Below are 16,635 nucleotides of genomic sequence, written 5' to 3' on the forward strand. Positions count from 1 at the left end.
AAGAAATACTAAGTGGTCTCGTACCAACCCCAGGTAATGGCACGGCCAATTGCGTGGAAGTTTAGGTTAAAGCCCAGCACAGTTGGGGTGGACTCTGGGTCGATGTCAAGTTTCTCGACGTCCACCGCATGAACCACGTAGAGGTAACGGTGCGGTGCATGTCCGGCCGGCGGGTTGGGGCCGTAGTAGGTCTTTTTGCCCGAGTCGCCGCGCAGGCTGACGACGCCCTCGATGCCAAGGTCTTCAGCCGAACCAGCGCCGGTAGGAAGCTCGGTGATGTGGGCCGGAATGTTAAATGCAGCCCAGTGCCAGAAGCCTGAGGCAGTTGGGGCATCAGGGTCGAAGCACGTAACGGCGTAGGACTTGGTGCCTTCTGGTGCTCCACTCCACGCAAGCTGCGGGGAGATATCCTCCGGTGCGCGGAATCGCGCTTCGATTTCTTCGCCCTGGGTGATATCGGTCGAGGTCAACGTGAAGGATGGCAGGTCCTTGAGCGGCGCATATGGATCTGGGCCAGGGAAACGGGAGTCATTTGTGTATGAAGTCATAACTCAGTTGTACCTGAGGTCACACCTTGCTGTCGATGGGGCGGGCATCACCCTCCGGAGACTATGGGAGACTCCGGCCAGTGTCATGCTTACATTGATGTGTTTTCATCTTCGAGTAAGAGCCATAATTAGTGCAGCTTTTTGCGCTCTGAACTGCCGATTTGTTTATGTGCGGCGTTTCGCGCTACAGTATTCGAGTGCCCAGCCGAGAGGCTGAAAATCACCCAGCCCGGGTGGCGGAATGGCAGACGCGCTAGCTTGAGGTGCTAGTGTCCTATTAACGGACGTGGGGGTTCAAGTCCCCCCTCGGGCACAATTGTGAAGTCTCGCGACATCGTTCCTACGGTGTCGCGACACTTTTCGTTTTGCTACTTAGCCCCTGGTCGATCTGCGTAACTGACGAGGAAGCCGCGTCCGGGGCAGTACCGGTGGGCTTCGTTGTCAGTTGTGCACGTTTCAGCTTCTGCCGTCGGTCCTCGGCGCGATGTGCAGGGCCTTGCGTCGTGTTTGTGGCAGGTGCCGGCTCCGCGGCGTCCTGCTTTGCCCGCTGGATCTGCATAACTGCCAACGAGAGCCTCTGTGAACGCAAAACTGACGCTTTCGTTGTCAACTACGCACATCGCACCGCCACAGCGCATCACTGCACCGGGCGGCCGCCACAAAGAAAGCGCCCATCCCCAAGCTTGGGAACAGGCGCTCAGTTTTGCTGGTGCTGGCGGCCCTACGGCCTCAATGTTGCTTTAAACGGTCTCAGGCTCCGCGGCATCAGGATTGAGCGCTGCTACCTTCGGCTCCTTGGTCGCCTTGAAACGGTCCAAGACGTACTTCACCACGATCGGGAGAACAGACAAGCCAATAATCAGCAGCATGATCTTCTCGATAGAATCTGCGATGCCCGGAATGTTACCCAAGAACATACCAACCAGATTCATGGAGAGCACCCAGGCAATTGCGCCAGAGACGTTCCATACCACGAAGTTCTTGTACGGCATTTCCGCAGTACCGGCAGCAACTGGGATAAAGGTGCGTACAATCGGCACAAAGCGGCCCAAGACCAAAGCTACTGGGCCGTGCTTCTCAAAGAACTCCTCAGCCGACTGCAAGTGCTCGGTCTTAAGAACCTTCGCGTCGTCCTTGAAGAGTCGACGGCCGAATCGGTGTCCCAGGTAGTAACCCACCTGGTCACCCAAAATGGCCGCAACAATTCCTACAGCAAGCAGCGTCCAAATATTGACATCCAGCTGCTCACGCAGGATAGCTGCGGTAACCAGCAGTGAGTCGCCCGGTAGGAACGGGAATAGCACGCCGGACTCAATAAACACGACGATGCCAATGCCGGCAATAACCCAAGGGCCAAAGGCCTCCAAAAGGGTTGCGGCGTCCATATAGGACAAGAGATTGGAAATTGCGTCCATTCGATTCTCCAAAAAAAGGCGCTGCAGGCCGCAGCGCGAGTAACCGCCTTCTAGTATCGTCTGCAGCCCGCCCATCTCCTAGCTCGACGTGCGATTTCACCGCAAATTGTCGTGAGCAACACAGCTTAGCCACAGGTAACCCAATTCCACATCGCAAGTTCCGAGCGCTACTGTTTTAGCCTATGACCCAATTTCTAGGATGGTTGCGCTCTTTCGGAGCCTTTCTCGCGGAACTGTCCAAGTCCGCGCTTTCATCCATCCACAATTGGTCGATGGCCCGGTGGGCGATGGCTCTAGGAGCGATCATCGCCATTGTGGTCGCAGCATTGCTTGTCGACGTCCCCGACATCGCCGACCTACGTTCCTGGGCGGAGGGCCTTGGGCCCTGGTTCGTCGTTGCCTTTGTCCTAGGTTATGTCATATTTACGCAGTTTCCGCTGCCCCGCACCATTTGGACCGTGGCGGCTGGCGTCTTGTTCGGGGCGTGGTTCGGCCTCGGCCTATCTCTCCTCGCTTTGACGCTCTCGGCGATGATTTCGCTCCTGCTGGTTCGCTGGCTCCTCGGTGACTGGATCCGACCTCACCTCTCCCACCCTGCTGTCTTCAAGATCAATTCGCGGCTGGAAAGGCGCGGGTGGCTCGCTATCGCCAGCCTCAGAATGGTGGCCGGTGTGCCCTTCTCCATCCTCAACTATGTAGCCGCATTGACGCCCATCCCCGTCGGGCAATTTACGCTTGCGACACTGATCGGTTCGATTCCCACGACTGCCCTAGGCGTATTCTTCGGCGACGCCCTCACCGGCAAATCCGAACCGTGGCTTTTCGTTGCCATGGCCATTCTCGCGGTCTTGGGCATCGGCGGATTAGTCCTAGACTCCAAACTGCCGCAACGTCCTTAAATCCTCCGCCGGAGGCGCGGGGTCAAGTTTCATATATAGATTTTGGCGACTATGCTGAAGCGCAAACAGCTACTCGTTGCACTATTTGAGGAGACAGCATGCTCGCTGTACACGCACGTTACCGCGGCCGTTCGGTTCGCCGCGCTGAATTGGTTCAGCGCTCTGCTTCCGCGCTGTCAACATTGGACGGCGTCGGCGAGTTCCAGGTCCTCGGCGTTGAGGACATCTGTGCAGTTGCTTACTCAGCGTCTTCAGTATGCGACGTTGTCATGGCATTGCTTGCCGACGGCGACTGGGCCATCGGCATCGGAGTCTCTCCAGGTTTGACTGGCGACGAAGAAGCAGCGCGTGAGGTCGCCACCGGCGCACTTAAGGGATCGGCCCGCGCGGGACAGGTCTACGCCAAAGTAAGCAAGCGTGGTCGCGCTTCCGAAGCCGCCGACATTGCCGCAACCTTTGCGCTTCTCGGCTTTGTCCTCCACAAGCGCACCATGGAAGGCCGCGAGGCGACGTCGCTAGTTCGCGCGGGTCTCAACCAGAACGAAGCAGCTGAAGAGCTGGGAATCTCTAAGCAAGCGATGTCGCAGCGCCTGCAAGCTGCCGGTTGGGCTGCTGAGATGGCTGGCTGGCAACTTGCAGTACACGTCATCGAGCGCGCCAACACTCCTTCTTAGTAGCCCAGATCAGCCTTCGTGAGCTCTGGCGTGGTGACGAAGTCGACGAGTCTTTCCACCGCACCGATGAGAGTGGAGTCGAGGTCGCGGAAGGAATTCACAGCAGTGTAGACACGGCTCCAGCCCTCCTTCGGGTCGGACCAGCCCACCCGCTGACAGATTCCAGTCTTCCAGTCTTCCCCGTAGGGAACCTCGGGCCATGCCCGCAGGCCTAGCCGCTCGGGCTTTACCGCAGCCCAAATGTCGATGAACGGGTGGCCGGTGACGAGTACGTGCTCTCCTACTGTCTGCGTTAGTCGAGTTTCTTTGGACCCCTCTACTAAGTGATCTGCCAGAACTCCGACCCTGCGACCAGGACCTGGCTGGAATTCGGCGAGTCGCTCCTCGAGGTTGTCGAGGCCTTCGAGGTACTCGACAACAACGCCTTCTACTCGCAGGTCGTGACCCCAGACCTTCTCTACGATAGCTGCGTCGTGGATACCCTCGACCCAGATGCGCGAGGGCGCAGCAACCTTGGCCTCAACGTTGCTAACGCGGCGCGAGCCGGAGTTGGACTTTTGCGGAGCCTGCTTTTCCACATAACGCGTCAGTGTGACAGGCTGGCCTTCGAGGAGAAAACCACCTTCGACCAAATTGAAGACACGCTCATTGCCTCGCCGATCCTCGAGGCGGACCACGGGGCCATAGACGGTCTTGTCGACTCCCATCACCGCGCCAACAAAGTCGTCGCCGCGGACTTCCACGACGAGCCCCGGCTCGGCTGGGACCTTGGGATACTCCTTCTTCTGTGTCCGTTTGTGACCTGCAAAAATGTCGCCGCCATATGGATCGATACTCATGGGGAGAAAGTCTATCCATTAAACTTTCTGGCCATGGATATGCGCGCCGAGGTTTGGTCTCCTTTACAAAATACTGCCGTCTGGTTGGGAGCATGGCTGTGGGGATATGAGTCGACAGATGATCTTCTGGATGTGCTGCAAGAGCTCGGAGGGATGCAGACGATGGAAAATGAGGAGCCCTTCATCGAGCTCCTTTCAACCTTGCGAGCCGAAACTTCAGAACTCATCGAGGCGCAGCAGCGCGAGCCCGTCTTTAGGCTCATCCTCTCGGGCCCTGGTGAGTCACCGGCATTGCCGGCGGGTTCGGAGTCGTGGAAGGCGGCGTCGGAAAGCGCTGAGGGCGCAATCGTGGTGCGCACCAATGATACAAGCCGTCACTTAGTTCTCATCCCCCACTATGGCAACACCAGTACCAGCTGGAAGCTCTATGAAGAGACTCTTCCACTGCCCGCACCCTCGTGGTTAAGCCCCGGCGAGGCCGACGCATTGCTGAGCCAGGCGACCAACCAGGCCGCCACTCTCATCGAGGCCGGCGGTTATTCCACAGATGCGCTACATAATCCGCGTCTTGCCGTGGGGTCCCTCAGTGACTTCTACGACACTCCTGGCTTGCCGGAATCGGTGCCACCGCGCGCTGCGAAATTGTTTGCCCGTGCGGATCGCGTCGGCGCAATCATCGAAACGGTGACCGAGCGAATGGCTGACCACAGCCTCGACCATCATCTTTTGGCACTGTGGCGACATATTAGGCAGGCTCGCATGGCGGGTGTGTCCTATGCGTTAACTGACTTTGCCCGCTGAAACCGGAAGGCTTCAACGGGCAATGCTTCTAAGGGTGGATGCTACTTGGCAGCGGCTGTCGGCTTGCGAAGCGACCAAATGTCGCAGCAGCCTTCAGCGCAAGGTGCGCCGTTGACGGTGCAGCCCTGAACGGTGACATCGCCTAGGGACTCCCATGGCTTTTCTTGCTCCAGCTCCTCGATGAGATCGACAACCATCGACGAGAAGGCATCGGTGGGGCCCGCGGTGCGGGTGCGCTCCACGATTACTCCCATTTCGTCGGCAGCCTGCTGAAGCTCGGTGTCGAGGTCCCATACGACCTCCATGTGGTCGGAAATGAACCCAATTGGGCAGACGACCACTGCGTCGACGCCGTTCTTCTCATGGATTTCAGTGGTGTGATCGACAATGTCCGGCTCGAGCCAAGGGGTCTTCGGGCTGCCCGAACGAGACTGCCAAACTAGGTCATAATCGGTGATACCTGCGGCCTCGGCAACGAGACGCGAGGCCTCGGCGACCTGGCGGGAGTAGATGTTCTTGTCCCCTTCTCCACCACCGACATTGTCGTGCGCGGTGGGTACGGAGTGGGCAGTAAACAGCATGCGCGCTTGCTTACCCTCGGGGATCTTTGCATAGGCGTCCTTGACGGCCTGCGCCATTTCGCCGATGAACTTGGGGTGATCGAAGAATTGGCGGATCTTGGTGAATTCGATCTGCGGAAGGCCCTTCTCCTCGAGGTGTGCCCGCAGCTTGACGATGTCCTCGTCGTACTGGCGGCACGCGGAGTATCCGCCCCAAGCGGAGGTGGCGAGGACGGCTACGTTGCGGACGCCGTCTGCGGCCATCTGCTCAACCGCTTCTGTTCCAAAGGGATGCCAGTTACGGTTTCCGAAGTAGATCGGTAGATTATGTCCGCGTTTTTTGAGCTCCGTCTCGACATGATCGATGATCTCGCGATTGAGTTGATTCAGCGGACTTACTCCGCCGAAATGGAAATAGTGCTCGCCTACGACTTCTAGGCGCTCGCGTGGAATGCCCCGCCCGCGGGTGACATTCTCTAAAAACGGAACGACCTCCTCGTTTCCTTCCGGGCCACCGAAAGAAAGAACGAGGAGGGCGTCGAAGCTGCGGGCATGCTGTTGTGCGTCAGTCATACCCCAACTTTACCAACCAAAGGCTGGGGCTTAGAGGAGGCGCACGACATTAGGGGCCATGCCGGATTGGCGCACAGGGGAAATCTGAACGTTGGATCCAGACTGAGGGGCCTCAATCATGGTGCCGTCGCCAAGATAGATAGCTACGTGCTGGTTGCCGCCAGGTCCGTAGAAAATAAGGTCGCCGCGCTGCATTTGGCTAGCTGGGACCTGGGTGCCCTTCTGGTACTGGTATCCGGAGTAGTGCGGAAGCGAAATGCCCGCGCCGGCGAAGGCGTAGAGCGTCAGGCCAGAACAGTCGAAGCCGACCTTGTTGTAATCGCCGTAAGAGTCGGCAACACCGCCGTCGCGGATGCCCTTGGTCGGGCCATTCGCGTCACCGCCGCCCCACGCATAAGGAACTCCGATCTGGGACTGGGCGCGAGCGATAACCGCTTCAATCTTTGAGTTACGGTCAGCATTGCCCAGAACGTTCGTCGCTTCCTCTGTGACATCGTCAGTGGTTTTCAACCCACCCAGGACATCCGAGACGGCGCCCGTCAGGGAGTCGTCGGCGGTGTTCGTGTTGCCGGAGCCTTGCAGTGCGGCCAGCTGGGAAGAGCCCTGCGCGAAAGCGTCGAGCTCTTCCTGGGTTAAGCCAGTGTGGTTAGGCTGTGCGGCGCCAACAATGGCTGCCGCCGCACCAATAGCGGTGGCTGCAAGTTTCAGTGAGCCGGAATCCAAGGAAGAACCTTGCATGGAAATTCCGTCAGAAGAGAGCTTCTGCACGTTTGGATCAGAGGACAACTCTTGGGCCGCTTGAGCAGCCTTCCGAACGTCGCTCGCAGAAAGCTGGTTGCCGGACTTCTCAGCGTGGAACTCACGCTCTACCGTTTCCTCGGAAGTAAAACCACTGTTGTCATCCGATGCCCCTGCAGTTGGCTGCTCCTGGGATGCCGCCGTGGTGGCGGATTCGGTTGCAGACTGTGTGTCTGGCTGGGCAGCAGACTCGTTCGCCGACTCGGTGGCCGATTGTGCAGACTCCGGGGCCGCAGCCTGGGGGGGTGCTCCAGGAGTCTGGGGAGCGGTCTGAGAGTCGGTGGATTGCTCACCAGTCGACTGGTTTGCCGCACCTTCGGTCAAGTTATTTGGCTTGACGTTTTCTTCATTATTGGAATCGGGTTGTTCGCTTGAATCCAGCCCTTTGGCTTGATTTAGCGCCTTTTGAACCTCGGCGTGCTGCTGCATGAGCGCTTCGCGCTGGGACGAGAATTCTTCGACCCGGGAAGCGCTGTCTTCCAAGGTCTGACGTGCAGCTGCCTCGGCCTCAGTAGCGTGCTCTTCGCGCTGCTCGGCCAACTGCTGGGTTTTGCGAAGCTGCGATTCCTTGTTCGCCTTTTCCGTGCGCTCCCGTTCCAGCTGATCCAAGATTGCTTGCTGATCCTTGGTTTGGGTCCGCAAGTAGGACTGACGCTCGAGCATGTCTCCGCGTGCGTCGTTGCCTGCTGCTGCAGATACTGCATCGGAGGTGTTGGCGCGGCGATAAGCAGTACGCGACAGTTCGTTGAGCTTGGCCTGGGCCCGTTCAACGTCGGACTGTGCGGTGTTGAGTTCGCCGCGTGCCGTGGTCGTGCCGCGGCGTGCTTGCTCGGCTTCGGTACGCGCATCCTGGAGATCAACGAGCGCGCGGTTGACGTCCTCGCGACGAAGGCCGATCTCGGCCTCAATTTTGGCAACCTGCTCCGCGATGGAAGCGATGGCGCCGGCGAGGTCCGCAATTGATGGGTTATCAGAGGACAGCAGGGACTGGATGTCTACCGGTGCTGCTTCCTGAGCAACAGCGGGAGTCATGGTGGAAACGGTTGACAACGCCGCAGTAGTTGCGACGGTAGCTAGAAGCGTCTTCAGACGCCTAGAGCCAAACTTGAAGGTGGTGGCCACGAGAGGTATCTCCTAGACGCCCACGTAATCCTGGATTGTCGACTCGCATCTCACCTAGATATGCCCGTTCAGAACCTATGCAGCTGCCAGCTGCTACCCGTTGAGGAGCAGGAACTTTGTTGCAATTGGCATAGGTATGCCCGGGACTAATGGGTCTCGAGGACGAACATGTCGTGGTCTATGGACCCTTCTCCCCTGACTAATTCGCACAAAGTCAGGAAAATCGACGTCGTCTAGCGCAGCGCTCTCTACGCAACCGTCCAGGAGTACCTGGCGCCGGATATAAAAGTAGAGGGTGCTGTCGAGCACATCAGCCATAAGTGAAAGTGCGTGAAGGAAGACTCTGCGCCGCGGTGCCGCGCGATGAGCTTCAAGGCGCCTGCCCTATTCGATAGTCCTCCCATTAGGTGGCCTATAGCTATGGCAAACGCGGGACTGCATTACGCGTCATCCTCGCCGTCGAATCGTATGAACCGCTCTAAAGTCCATGGCCTCCCGGACGCCGCGACACCGTGACACCTTGTGTCACTGAGAGGGCTGTCCGTCTTGCAGCCACGAACCTTGAACGGGCCGCACGAAGCGAACCCTAACGAGTGACTCGCTGTGGCTCAGTACTGCCGTCCCCTTAGCGAGAACCCGTCGATAGTCTCCTTCGACCGATGCCCGAAAAGCCGGCGACAGGGAAAGAGCGCGTTGCTAGTCCCCAATCGGAATGTGGGTGTCTTAATTTTGAAAAATTCGAACACTGTAATCGGCTACGTGGGATTGAACTTGTCGCTTCCGCTGTGTTCGAAAATCTGGCGACACGTCTGTATCGCTTTGTTCGAGTTGGCCTAAGCCAATGAATGCGATTGCCGAACAATCAAGAAGCTTCCATTGCGTCCTCCTGAACCAGGCGGCGATTCTCAATCCTTCTGCTTCCACTCGAGGTGTGCTTCCCCACATACCCGTGTGTCTACTCGATTGAGAGTCAAGGCTTGGCCCATGAACGTATGGAACAAGAATCAACCCGTGAGTCGATACTGGAACCATACGTCACCGACACACCCTGGCGCACACTTTGCTCAAAATTCACATGCGTCCCGCTGGGCCACAGGGCGTTACACCGGCGGTCAACCTGCAACGATTTTGTTACATTCCCGTGACTGTGACTTTGGTCACATCTAAGGCTTGACTGGCCACTTAAGGCCCCTTCCGCACCCCTCCCCCACCTCCTGTCAAGTCAGGGTGGTTGACCAAACCCCTTCCCCACTGCCCTCTTTGCGGGCGCGGTGGTCGGCCTGATGGCCGATTTCGCAGACGTCTCCGGTGTCGTGAATCGCGGTTCGGAGTCCAAGTTGAGCCCCTCTTGGTAACAGGGCTATCGGGTTTCGGGCGTAGTTCGAGCGTTAAAAGTTGGGGATTTTTGGGGCCGTTTTCAAGCGTGTTTCCCGGACTGGTTTCGGCGTGTGGATTGCTCGTCGGGATGAGTGTGGGAGGCGTCGGCTGAGTCTCGTGAGGGGTGCTCGTAGGGCTGTCCGAATCGGGTTAGTGTTATATTTTTTCGAACAAAACTAAGCCGTTTTAAACATCCTGCGGTGTCTCTTTCTGAGATGCCTCGCGGCTAATTTATTGCCGTCCGCGTAGCGCTCGCCGCGCGATAGGCGGACCATCCCGCGACGCCGGCGAGGGCTAAAGCGAGGGCTATGATCGCCATCCAGTGAACGGTGAAGTGATCGGTTCCGGAATAGAACTGCTCCAACACGGAGGTCTGATCGAGGCCCTTCGGTATGGCTCGCTCGGCGGCTTCGATATTTGCCCGAGTTAGTGAATCGCTTACGGCCGAGATATGGGTCGGCGTCTGAACGATGACAGTATCGAGCCCAGTCGCCGACTGGAGATCTTGTGCAATGTCGCGTGCGTCAGCGGCGCTAGCCGAAAAACTGTCCACTACGGCGATGCCGTGATCTGGATGGAGGGATTTAATGATCTCTTCCTGGATTTCTAGATCATTGGCGATGCGGGGATTGCTAAACGCTACGCCGTCCTGACTGAGTTGGTCGGAAAGGTTTGCTGGGTCGACGTCTTCTGGGATCATTGCGATTGCCCTCCCCTATGTCGATCGTTTTCCTGAATTCTCCAGTGGGCCTGCTGTGAGCTACTTGGGTCTGCCGCCCACGGTGGCTTGATTGCTGTTACTGAAACTATCGCTCGGCGCCCAAATTTCGGTGGGTGACGCGCCGGTCCCCCTAAAATGATGAAACAGAACGCTCGTACTGTTATAGTTAACACGGTCGTCGGTTTGAACCACTAGACTGGTTTCTGAACCTTCGCGTTCTTCTCGCTTCTAGTGCCTGAAATTCAGCGCTTGTTCCGTTCCTTATATATAGATGTATAGGGTGCGGGCTAAAGCGCTCCAGTTCGGGTAGGGCTAGAAGCAAGGAACAATTTGTTCTATCAACAAGGAATGGAGCTCCCTGTGACTGAAAGCCTGAACTCCTTCGGCGCCAAGAAGACCCTTGATGTCAACGGTAAGTCCTACGACTACTTCGACATCAACGCGGTTCCAGGCCTGGAGAAGCTGCCGTACTCCCTTAAGGTGCTTGCTGAGAACCAGCTGCGCTACGAGGATGGCAAGAATGTAACCAAGGACCACATCAACGCACTCGCTAACTGGGATCCGTCCGCTGAGCCGGACACTGAGATTCAGTTCACCCCGGCCCGTGTCCTGATGCAGGACTTCACCGGCGTTCCGTGTGTGGTCGACCTCGCCACCATGCGTGAGGCAGTTTCCGCACTCGGCGGCAAGCCAGAGCAGGTTAACCCGCTCAACCCGGCTGAGATGGTTATTGACCACTCCGTCATCGTTGAGGCTTTCGGCTCCCCTGAGGCTCTCGAGAAGAACGTTGAAATCGAGTACGAGCGCAACCAGGAGCGTTACCAGTTCCTGCGTTGGGGTGCTGAGAACTTCTCCAACTTCCGCGTAGTTCCTCCAGGAACCGGTATTGTCCACCAGGTCAACATCGAGTACCTCTCCCGAGTTGTCTTCGATAACGAGGGCGTTGCCTACCCAGATACCTGTATCGGTACCGACTCCCACACCACCATGGAGAACGGCCTCGGCATCCTCGGTTGGGGCGTTGGCGGCATCGAGGCTGAGGCAGCAATGCTCGGCCAGCCGGTTTCCATGCTCATCCCGCGCGTTGTTGGCTTCAAGCTGACCGGCGAGATCCCGGTAGGCGTTACTGCAACCGACGTCGTTCTGACCATCACCGAGATGCTCCGCGAGCACGGCGTAGTTCAGAAGTTCGTCGAGTTCTATGGCAACGGTGTTAAGTCCATTCCTCTGGCAAACCGCGCCACCATCGGCAACATGTCCCCAGAGTTCGGTTCTACCGCTGCGATCTTCCCGATCGACGAAGAGACCATCAAGTACCTCGAGCTCACCGGTCGCCCAATCGAGCAGATCGAGCGCGTCGAGGCTTACGCAAAGGCTCAGGGCATGTGGCTCGAGCAGGATGCTCCAGAGGCAGAGTACTCCGAGTACCTCGAGCTCGATCTGTCCACCGTTGTTCCTTCCATCGCTGGTCCGAAGCGCCCACAGGATCGCATCCTGCTCTCCGAGGCTAAGGAGCAGTTCCGTAAGGATCTGCCTACCTACGCAACTGGCGACGTCGTCGTTGACGAGTCTTCCATTGAGGCAAAGCGCATGACCGCTGAAGGCGACGCTGACGAGTCCTTCGTCGACGTCACCGGTGGCCTGAACAACTCCCGCGAAGGCCACGGCGAGTCCGCAGCTAAGGGCGGCTCCGGCCGTCAGTCCAACCCAGTTACCGTCACCTCCCCGAAGGGCGGCGAGTACACCCTGGACCACGGTATGGTTGCTATCGCTTCCATTACCTCTTGCACCAACACCTCTAACCCCTCCGTCATGGTCGGCGCTGGCCTCATCGCCCGCAAGGCCGCTGAAAAGGGCCTAACCTCCAAGCCATGGGTTAAGACCATTTGCGCACCTGGTTCCCAGGTTGTTGATGGCTACTTCCAGCGTGCAGACCTGTGGAAGGACCTTGAGGCTCTGGGCTTCTACCTCTCCGGCTTCGGTTGCACCTCCTGCATCGGTAACTCTGGCCCGCTGCCAGAGGAGATCTCTGCAGCTATCAACGAGCACGACCTTGCTGCTACCGCGGTTCTTTCCGGTAACCGTAACTTCGAGGGTCGTATCTCCCCGGACGTCAAGATGAACTACTTGGCTTCCCCAATCATGGTTATCGCTTACGCTATTGCTGGCACCATGGACTTCGACTTCGAGACCCAGGCTCTTGGCCAGGATCAGGACGGCAACGATGTCTTCCTCAAGGACATCTGGCCTTCCGCCGAGGAGATCGAGGACACCATCCAGAAGGCTATCTCCCGTGAGCTCTACGAGGCTGACTACGCTGACGTCTTCAAGGGCGACGACGCATGGCGCTCCCTCGATGTTCCGGAGGGCGAAACCTTCGAGTGGAACGAGGACTCCACCTACATCCGCAAGGCACCGTACTTCGACGGTATGCCAGCAGAGCCAAACCCAGTCGAGGACATCAAGGGCGCTCGCGTTCTTGCCAAGCTGGGCGACTCCGTCACCACCGACCACATCTCCCCTGCCTCTTCCATTAAGCCAGGCACCCCAGCTGCTCAGTACCTGGATGAGAACGGCGTTGAGCGCCAGGACTACAACTCCCTCGGTTCCCGTCGTGGTAACCACGAGGTCATGATGCGTGGTACCTTCGCCAACATTCGTCTGCAGAACCAGCTGGTTGACGTTGCAGGTGGCTATACCCGCGACTTCACTCAGGAAGGCGCTCCTCAGGCATTCATCTTCGATGCTTGCCAGAACTACAAGGCAGCTGGCATCCCGCTGGTTGTTATTGCAGGTAAGGAGTACGGCACCGGTTCTTCCCGTGACTGGGCTGCCAAGGGCACCAACCTGCTCGGCGTTAAGGCTGTCATCACCGAGTCCTTCGAGCGTATTCACCGCTCGAACCTCATCGGCATGGGCGTCATTCCGCTGCAGTTCCCAGAGGGCGAGTCCCACGAGTCCCTAGGCCTGGACGGCACCGAGTCCTTCGACATCGAGGGCATCGCAGCTCTCAACGAGGGCGGTATCCCGAAGACCGTTCACGTCACCGCAACCAAGGAGTCCGGCGAGACCGTCGAGTTCGACGCTAAGGTCCGCATCGACACCCCAGGTGAGGCTGACTACTACCGCCACGGCGGCATTCTGCAGTACGTTCTGCGCCAGATGGTCAAGTCCTAATCGGACTGACTCTCGGAGGATGGCTTCCTGCTAGCAAGTATTTGGTAGAAGGCAGCCGCCTCCGCTTATGGGCCGCCGGCTTTCGCCGTGCGGCCCTCCTTTATCTTATTTTGATTATTCTTATTGCACTTTTGAGGAGACTTCCATGCCTATCGTGAGCGATTCTGAGCTCAACCGACGTCGTCACGAAATCTTGGTAGGTGCCCGAAAGTGTTTTGCCGAGCATGGCTATGAGGGCGCAACCGTGCGCCTTCTCGAAGAAGCTACGGGAAAGTCGCGTGGTGCGATTTTCCACCACTTCGGTGACAAAGAGTCCCTATTTTTGGCACTGGCCCAGGAAGACGCCGCTCGCCAGGCTGAAGTCGTTGCAAACAACGGTCTGGTTGAGGTGATGAGCGAAATGCTTCGCCACCCAGAGCGCCATGATTGGCTGGCCACTCGCCTCGAGGTGACTTCCATGCTCCGCACCGATCCCTCCTTTGCCATGCGTTGGCGCGACCAGCAGGAAGTCTTGGATCGGGCGGTGCGTGCACGTTTGGAGAGCAACGCCGAGCAAGGGCGCATGCGTGACGACGTCTCCATTGACACGTTGGTGCTTTATTTGGAGACCTTCATGGATGGTTTCATCAACCGTCTTGCACTAGGTGATACCGCGAACCTAGAGGCGGTTCTGGCCTTGGTCGAGCAATCTATCCGCGGCAGCCGTCCGAGAAAGCAAGCTTCTACACCAAGCTGAACCTAGATGCTAGAGACCGGGTTGGTGCCGTTGTAGAACTCCAACGGGGTGTTCGGGAACTCATCGCGTCCCACGATCTCGGCCACAACCTGTGCCACGAGATCGCGGCTGGTCTCCTTTTCCGTGGACGGCGACTCGAGAACCTCGATGCCTTCTGCGGGTTCATCACTCAAGGCGGAAGGGCCAAGGATGAGGTAGTCGAGCTGTGAGGCATTGAGGCGATTGTCCACTGCCTTCTTGGCCTCGACGTAGGCGTACCAGGATGTGTCGTCAGGGTTAGCAGTATTGTGGGTCGCGCCAACATAGGAGATCATCACGTACTTCGGGGTGGGCTTGCCAGCTGCTTTGAGCTGCTCGAGTGCGTCGATCGTGGCAAGCGCGCCATCGCGATCCACAGCAGTTGTGAGCTCTGCTCCCCCGCGGCCGCCGTTTCCGGCGCCCCAAACCACGACGTCGTAAAGCGTGAGCAAATCTGCCCACTCGTCAACGCTGAGCTCAGTGATGTCCTTGATGACTGGGGTGGCGCCGAGTTTCTCGATCTCTGGGGCTTGGTCGGGGTTGCGGACCAGTGAGTGAATCTCGTAACCCTTCTCAGAAATAAGAGGTGCGGAGAGCAGACCGATCTTGCCGTGTCCGCCGATGTACAAAACTTTCTTAACTGTGGTCATGACGCCCCACCCTACGCTAACTGTGAGCTTGGCCCCGTTTATTGGTCGCCAGACAATTAAGAGGTGAGAAGCACTAGAATCAACTCCATGATTGCCATCATGACTGTGACCGGCGCTGATAGCACCGGAATTATTGCTTCTGTAACTACTAACCTCGCTGAGCTCGGGGTGAACATTGTCGACGTTTCGCAGACACTCATGTCCGGTTTTTTCACCATGATTCTGCGCGTGGAATTTGATGAATCTGAGGTATCGATCCAACAGATTCAAGAGCGCATGAATAAGGTGGGCGAAGACATTAACCAGTCCATCCGCGTACAGTCTGAGGCGCTGTTTACAGCGATGAATGAGATCTAAATATGCTCAATCGTTTTAATACCGTAAGTATTCTCGACACGATCGAGATGATCGACAAGTACCGTCTCGACATCCGCACGGTGACCATGGGTATCTCCTTGCTGGGATGTACGCGTTCATCCATGGATGCGACTGCCCAGGCGGTATATGACCTGGTGACTGAACGCGCAAAGCACCTGGTTGAGGTGTGCGAGGGTATCGAGGCGGAGCTCGGCATTCCGATCGTTAATAAGCGCATCTCCGTCACGCCGGTATCGCTCATCGTCGCAGGCGTCGAAGGAAACCCCGTTGAGGTGGCCAAGGCACTCGATCGCGCAGCCGCTGAGACCGGCGTGAACTTCGTCGGTGGTTATTCTGCTCTCGTGGAAAAGGGCGCTACCACCGCGGAAAAGAAGCTCATCAATTCGATCCCTGAGGCCCTGTCTACGACAGAGCTCGTATGCTCTTCCGTAAATATCGCGTCCTCGCGCGCGGGCATCAACATGAATGCCGCCAAGCGCATGGGCGAGGTCATCAAGGAGGCCGCCGAACTGACCAAGTATCAGTCGGCGATCGCCTGTGCCAAGCTGGTGGTCTTTGCAAACTCCGTGGGCGACAACCCGTTCATGGCGGGTGCCTTCCACGGCATCGAGGAACCGGATTGCGTGGTTTCCGTGGGCGTTTCCGGCCCCGGCGTGGTGGACCGTGCGTTGGGCAACCTCGAGGGTGCCACCCTGGATCAGGTTGCCGAGGAGGTCAAGAAGGCCGCGTTTAAGATCACGCGTGCTGGCCAGCTCGTGGGCAACATGGCCTCCGAGCGCCTTGGCGTTCCCTTCGGCATCATTGACCTTTCCCTGGCACCAACCGCCGAGCTCGGCGATTCCGTGGCACACATCCTGGAGCACATGGGCCTTGACCAGGTCGGTACTCATGGCACGACAGCCGCATTGGCACTGCTTAACGACGCCGTGAAGAAGGGCGGCATGATGGCATGCTCGCGCGTCGGCGGCCTTTCGGGTTCCTTCATCCCCGTCTCTGAGGACAAGGGAATGATCGACGCAGTGCGTTCCGGTGCCATCTCCATGGACAAGCTGGAAGCCATGACCGCAATCTGCTCGGTCGGCTTCGACATGATTGCGCTTCCTGGCGATACCTCTGCGGCAACGATTGCCGGCATGATTGCTGATGAAGCCGCCATCGGTGTGATGAACCATAAGACCACCGCGGTCCGCGTTATTCCAGTACCGGGGGCCAAGATTGGCGACGAAGTCAACTTCGGTGGCCTGCTCGGATACGCTCCGGTCATCCCGGTCAACACCATGGGCAACTCCACGTTTGTCAATCGCGGCGGCTTCATCCCCGCCCCGGTCCACGGCTTCCGTAATTAATGG

General features: G+C 57.9%; 14 protein-coding genes and 1 tRNA gene. 8 read left to right on the forward strand and 7 right to left on the reverse strand.

Annotation, left to right across the window (positions count from 1 at the left end):
* Positions 1 to 8: 8 nt before the first annotated feature.
* Positions 9 to 548: a YbhB/YbcL family Raf kinase inhibitor-like protein gene (locus I6I72_RS00520; RefSeq protein ID WP_005531543.1), complete on the reverse strand. Its 540-nt coding sequence runs from the start codon at positions 546 to 548 to the stop codon at positions 9 to 11.
* A 227-nt stretch (positions 549 to 775) separates the two neighbouring features.
* On the opposite strand from I6I72_RS00520, the gene I6I72_RS00525 reads away from it, so the two are divergent.
* Positions 776 to 861 (forward strand) — tRNA-Leu (locus I6I72_RS00525).
* Positions 862 to 1,288: 427 nt separating this feature from the next.
* On the opposite strand, the gene I6I72_RS00530 is transcribed toward I6I72_RS00525, so the two are convergent.
* Positions 1,289 to 1,963 (reverse strand): DedA family protein, encoded by a 675-nt coding sequence (locus I6I72_RS00530; RefSeq protein WP_188093115.1) that lies wholly within the window; start codon positions 1,961 to 1,963, stop codon positions 1,289 to 1,291.
* Positions 1,964 to 2,145: 182 nt separating this feature from the next.
* On the opposite strand from I6I72_RS00530, the gene I6I72_RS00535 reads away from it, so the two are divergent.
* Together I6I72_RS00535 and I6I72_RS00540 are read left to right on the forward strand one after the other, a co-directional pair.
* A complete protein-coding gene (locus tag I6I72_RS00535; protein ID WP_049062398.1) occupies positions 2,146 to 2,862 on the forward strand; it encodes a TVP38/TMEM64 family protein in 717 nt (238 codons plus the stop codon).
* A 98-nt stretch (positions 2,863 to 2,960) separates the two neighbouring features.
* Complete coding sequence (locus I6I72_RS00540; protein ID WP_005531549.1) at positions 2,961 to 3,536, forward strand: hypothetical protein; 576 nt, start codon at positions 2,961 to 2,963, stop codon at positions 3,534 to 3,536.
* Here the strand turns inward: I6I72_RS00540 and I6I72_RS00545 are convergent.
* Positions 3,533 to 4,375 (reverse strand): DUF3097 domain-containing protein, encoded by an 843-nt coding sequence (locus I6I72_RS00545; RefSeq protein WP_046645968.1) that lies wholly within the window; start codon positions 4,373 to 4,375, stop codon positions 3,533 to 3,535. The two genes, I6I72_RS00540 and I6I72_RS00545, sit on opposite strands and share 4 nt — an antisense overlap.
* Positions 4,376 to 4,408: 33 nt before the next feature.
* On the opposite strand from I6I72_RS00545, the gene I6I72_RS00550 reads away from it, so the two are divergent.
* Complete coding sequence (locus I6I72_RS00550) at positions 4,409 to 5,176, forward strand: hypothetical protein (RefSeq protein WP_049062397.1); 768 nt, start codon at positions 4,409 to 4,411, stop codon at positions 5,174 to 5,176.
* Positions 5,177 to 5,217: 41 nt separating this feature from the next.
* Here the strand turns inward: I6I72_RS00550 and I6I72_RS00555 are convergent, their stop codons facing one another.
* The 3 genes from I6I72_RS00555 to I6I72_RS00565 all read right to left on the reverse strand — a co-directional run bounded on the left by I6I72_RS00555 (position 5,218) and on the right by I6I72_RS00565 (position 10,306).
* Positions 5,218 to 6,309, reverse strand: a complete 1,092-nt coding sequence (locus I6I72_RS00555) for a ferrochelatase (RefSeq protein ID WP_049062396.1) — start codon at positions 6,307 to 6,309, stop codon at positions 5,218 to 5,220.
* Between the two features lie 30 nt (positions 6,310 to 6,339).
* Positions 6,340 to 8,229: a DIP1281 family NlpC/P60 protein gene (locus I6I72_RS00560; RefSeq protein WP_201807294.1), complete on the reverse strand. Its 1,890-nt coding sequence runs from the start codon at positions 8,227 to 8,229 to the stop codon at positions 6,340 to 6,342.
* 1,603 nt (positions 8,230 to 9,832) lie between these two features.
* A complete protein-coding gene (locus I6I72_RS00565; RefSeq protein WP_049062394.1) occupies positions 9,833 to 10,306 on the reverse strand; it encodes an Rv1476 family membrane protein in 474 nt (157 codons plus the stop codon).
* A 381-nt stretch (positions 10,307 to 10,687) separates the two neighbouring features.
* Between I6I72_RS00565 and can the strand changes: the two genes are divergently transcribed.
* The gene (gene can / locus I6I72_RS00570; protein ID WP_204083554.1) at positions 10,688 to 13,504 is read left to right on the forward strand and encodes an aconitate hydratase; all 2,817 of its coding nucleotides are present in this window, start codon (positions 10,688 to 10,690) and stop codon (positions 13,502 to 13,504) included.
* A 145-nt stretch (positions 13,505 to 13,649) separates the two neighbouring features.
* The gene (locus tag I6I72_RS00575) at positions 13,650 to 14,240 is read left to right on the forward strand and encodes a TetR/AcrR family transcriptional regulator (RefSeq protein ID WP_049062392.1); all 591 of its coding nucleotides are present in this window, start codon (positions 13,650 to 13,652) and stop codon (positions 14,238 to 14,240) included.
* 2 nt (positions 14,241 to 14,242) lie between these two features.
* Here the strand turns inward: I6I72_RS00575 and I6I72_RS00580 are convergent, their stop codons facing one another.
* Positions 14,243 to 14,908, reverse strand: a complete 666-nt coding sequence (locus I6I72_RS00580) for an NAD(P)H-binding protein (protein WP_201807296.1) — start codon at positions 14,906 to 14,908, stop codon at positions 14,243 to 14,245.
* An 87-nt stretch (positions 14,909 to 14,995) separates the two neighbouring features.
* Between I6I72_RS00580 and I6I72_RS00585 the strand changes: the two genes are divergently transcribed.
* Positions 14,996 to 15,265, forward strand: coding sequence for an ACT domain-containing protein (locus I6I72_RS00585; RefSeq protein WP_005531569.1), 270 nt, complete (start codon positions 14,996 to 14,998; stop codon positions 15,263 to 15,265).
* Between the two features lie 2 nt (positions 15,266 to 15,267).
* A complete protein-coding gene (locus tag I6I72_RS00590; protein ID WP_049062389.1) occupies positions 15,268 to 16,632 on the forward strand; it encodes a PFL family protein in 1,365 nt (454 codons plus the stop codon).
* The last annotated feature ends 3 nt before the right edge of the window (positions 16,633 to 16,635 follow it).

The sequence above is a fragment of the Corynebacterium striatum genome (assembly GCF_016728105.1).
In the GTDB taxonomy this organism is placed as follows: domain Bacteria; phylum Actinomycetota; class Actinomycetes; order Mycobacteriales; family Mycobacteriaceae; genus Corynebacterium; species Corynebacterium striatum.

What these genes read in the sequence shown, in the direction of transcription:
- I6I72_RS00520 (WP_005531543.1), bottom strand. Translation starts at nt 548, where the DNA reads ATGACTTCATACACAAATGACTCCCGTTTCCCTGGCCCAGATCCATAT.
- I6I72_RS00530 (WP_188093115.1), bottom strand. Translation starts at nt 1,963, where the DNA reads ATGGACGCAATTTCCAATCTCTTGTCCTATATGGACGCCGCAACCCTT.
- I6I72_RS00535 (WP_049062398.1), top strand. Translation starts at nt 2,146, where the DNA reads ATGACCCAATTTCTAGGATGGTTGCGCTCTTTCGGAGCCTTTCTCGCG.
- I6I72_RS00540 (WP_005531549.1), top strand. Translation starts at nt 2,961, where the DNA reads ATGCTCGCTGTACACGCACGTTACCGCGGCCGTTCGGTTCGCCGCGCT.
- I6I72_RS00545 (WP_046645968.1), bottom strand. Translation starts at nt 4,375, where the DNA reads ATGAGTATCGATCCATATGGCGGCGACATTTTTGCAGGTCACAAACGG.
- I6I72_RS00550 (WP_049062397.1), top strand. Translation starts at nt 4,409, where the DNA reads ATGGATATGCGCGCCGAGGTTTGGTCTCCTTTACAAAATACTGCCGTC.
- I6I72_RS00555 (WP_049062396.1), bottom strand. Translation starts at nt 6,309, where the DNA reads ATGACTGACGCACAACAGCATGCCCGCAGCTTCGACGCCCTCCTCGTT.
- I6I72_RS00565 (WP_049062394.1), bottom strand. Translation starts at nt 10,306, where the DNA reads ATGATCCCAGAAGACGTCGACCCAGCAAACCTTTCCGACCAACTCAGT.
- I6I72_RS00575 (WP_049062392.1), top strand. Translation starts at nt 13,650, where the DNA reads ATGCCTATCGTGAGCGATTCTGAGCTCAACCGACGTCGTCACGAAATC.
- I6I72_RS00580 (WP_201807296.1), bottom strand. Translation starts at nt 14,908, where the DNA reads ATGACCACAGTTAAGAAAGTTTTGTACATCGGCGGACACGGCAAGATC.
- I6I72_RS00585 (WP_005531569.1), top strand. Translation starts at nt 14,996, where the DNA reads ATGATTGCCATCATGACTGTGACCGGCGCTGATAGCACCGGAATTATT.
- I6I72_RS00590 (WP_049062389.1), top strand. Translation starts at nt 15,268, where the DNA reads ATGCTCAATCGTTTTAATACCGTAAGTATTCTCGACACGATCGAGATG.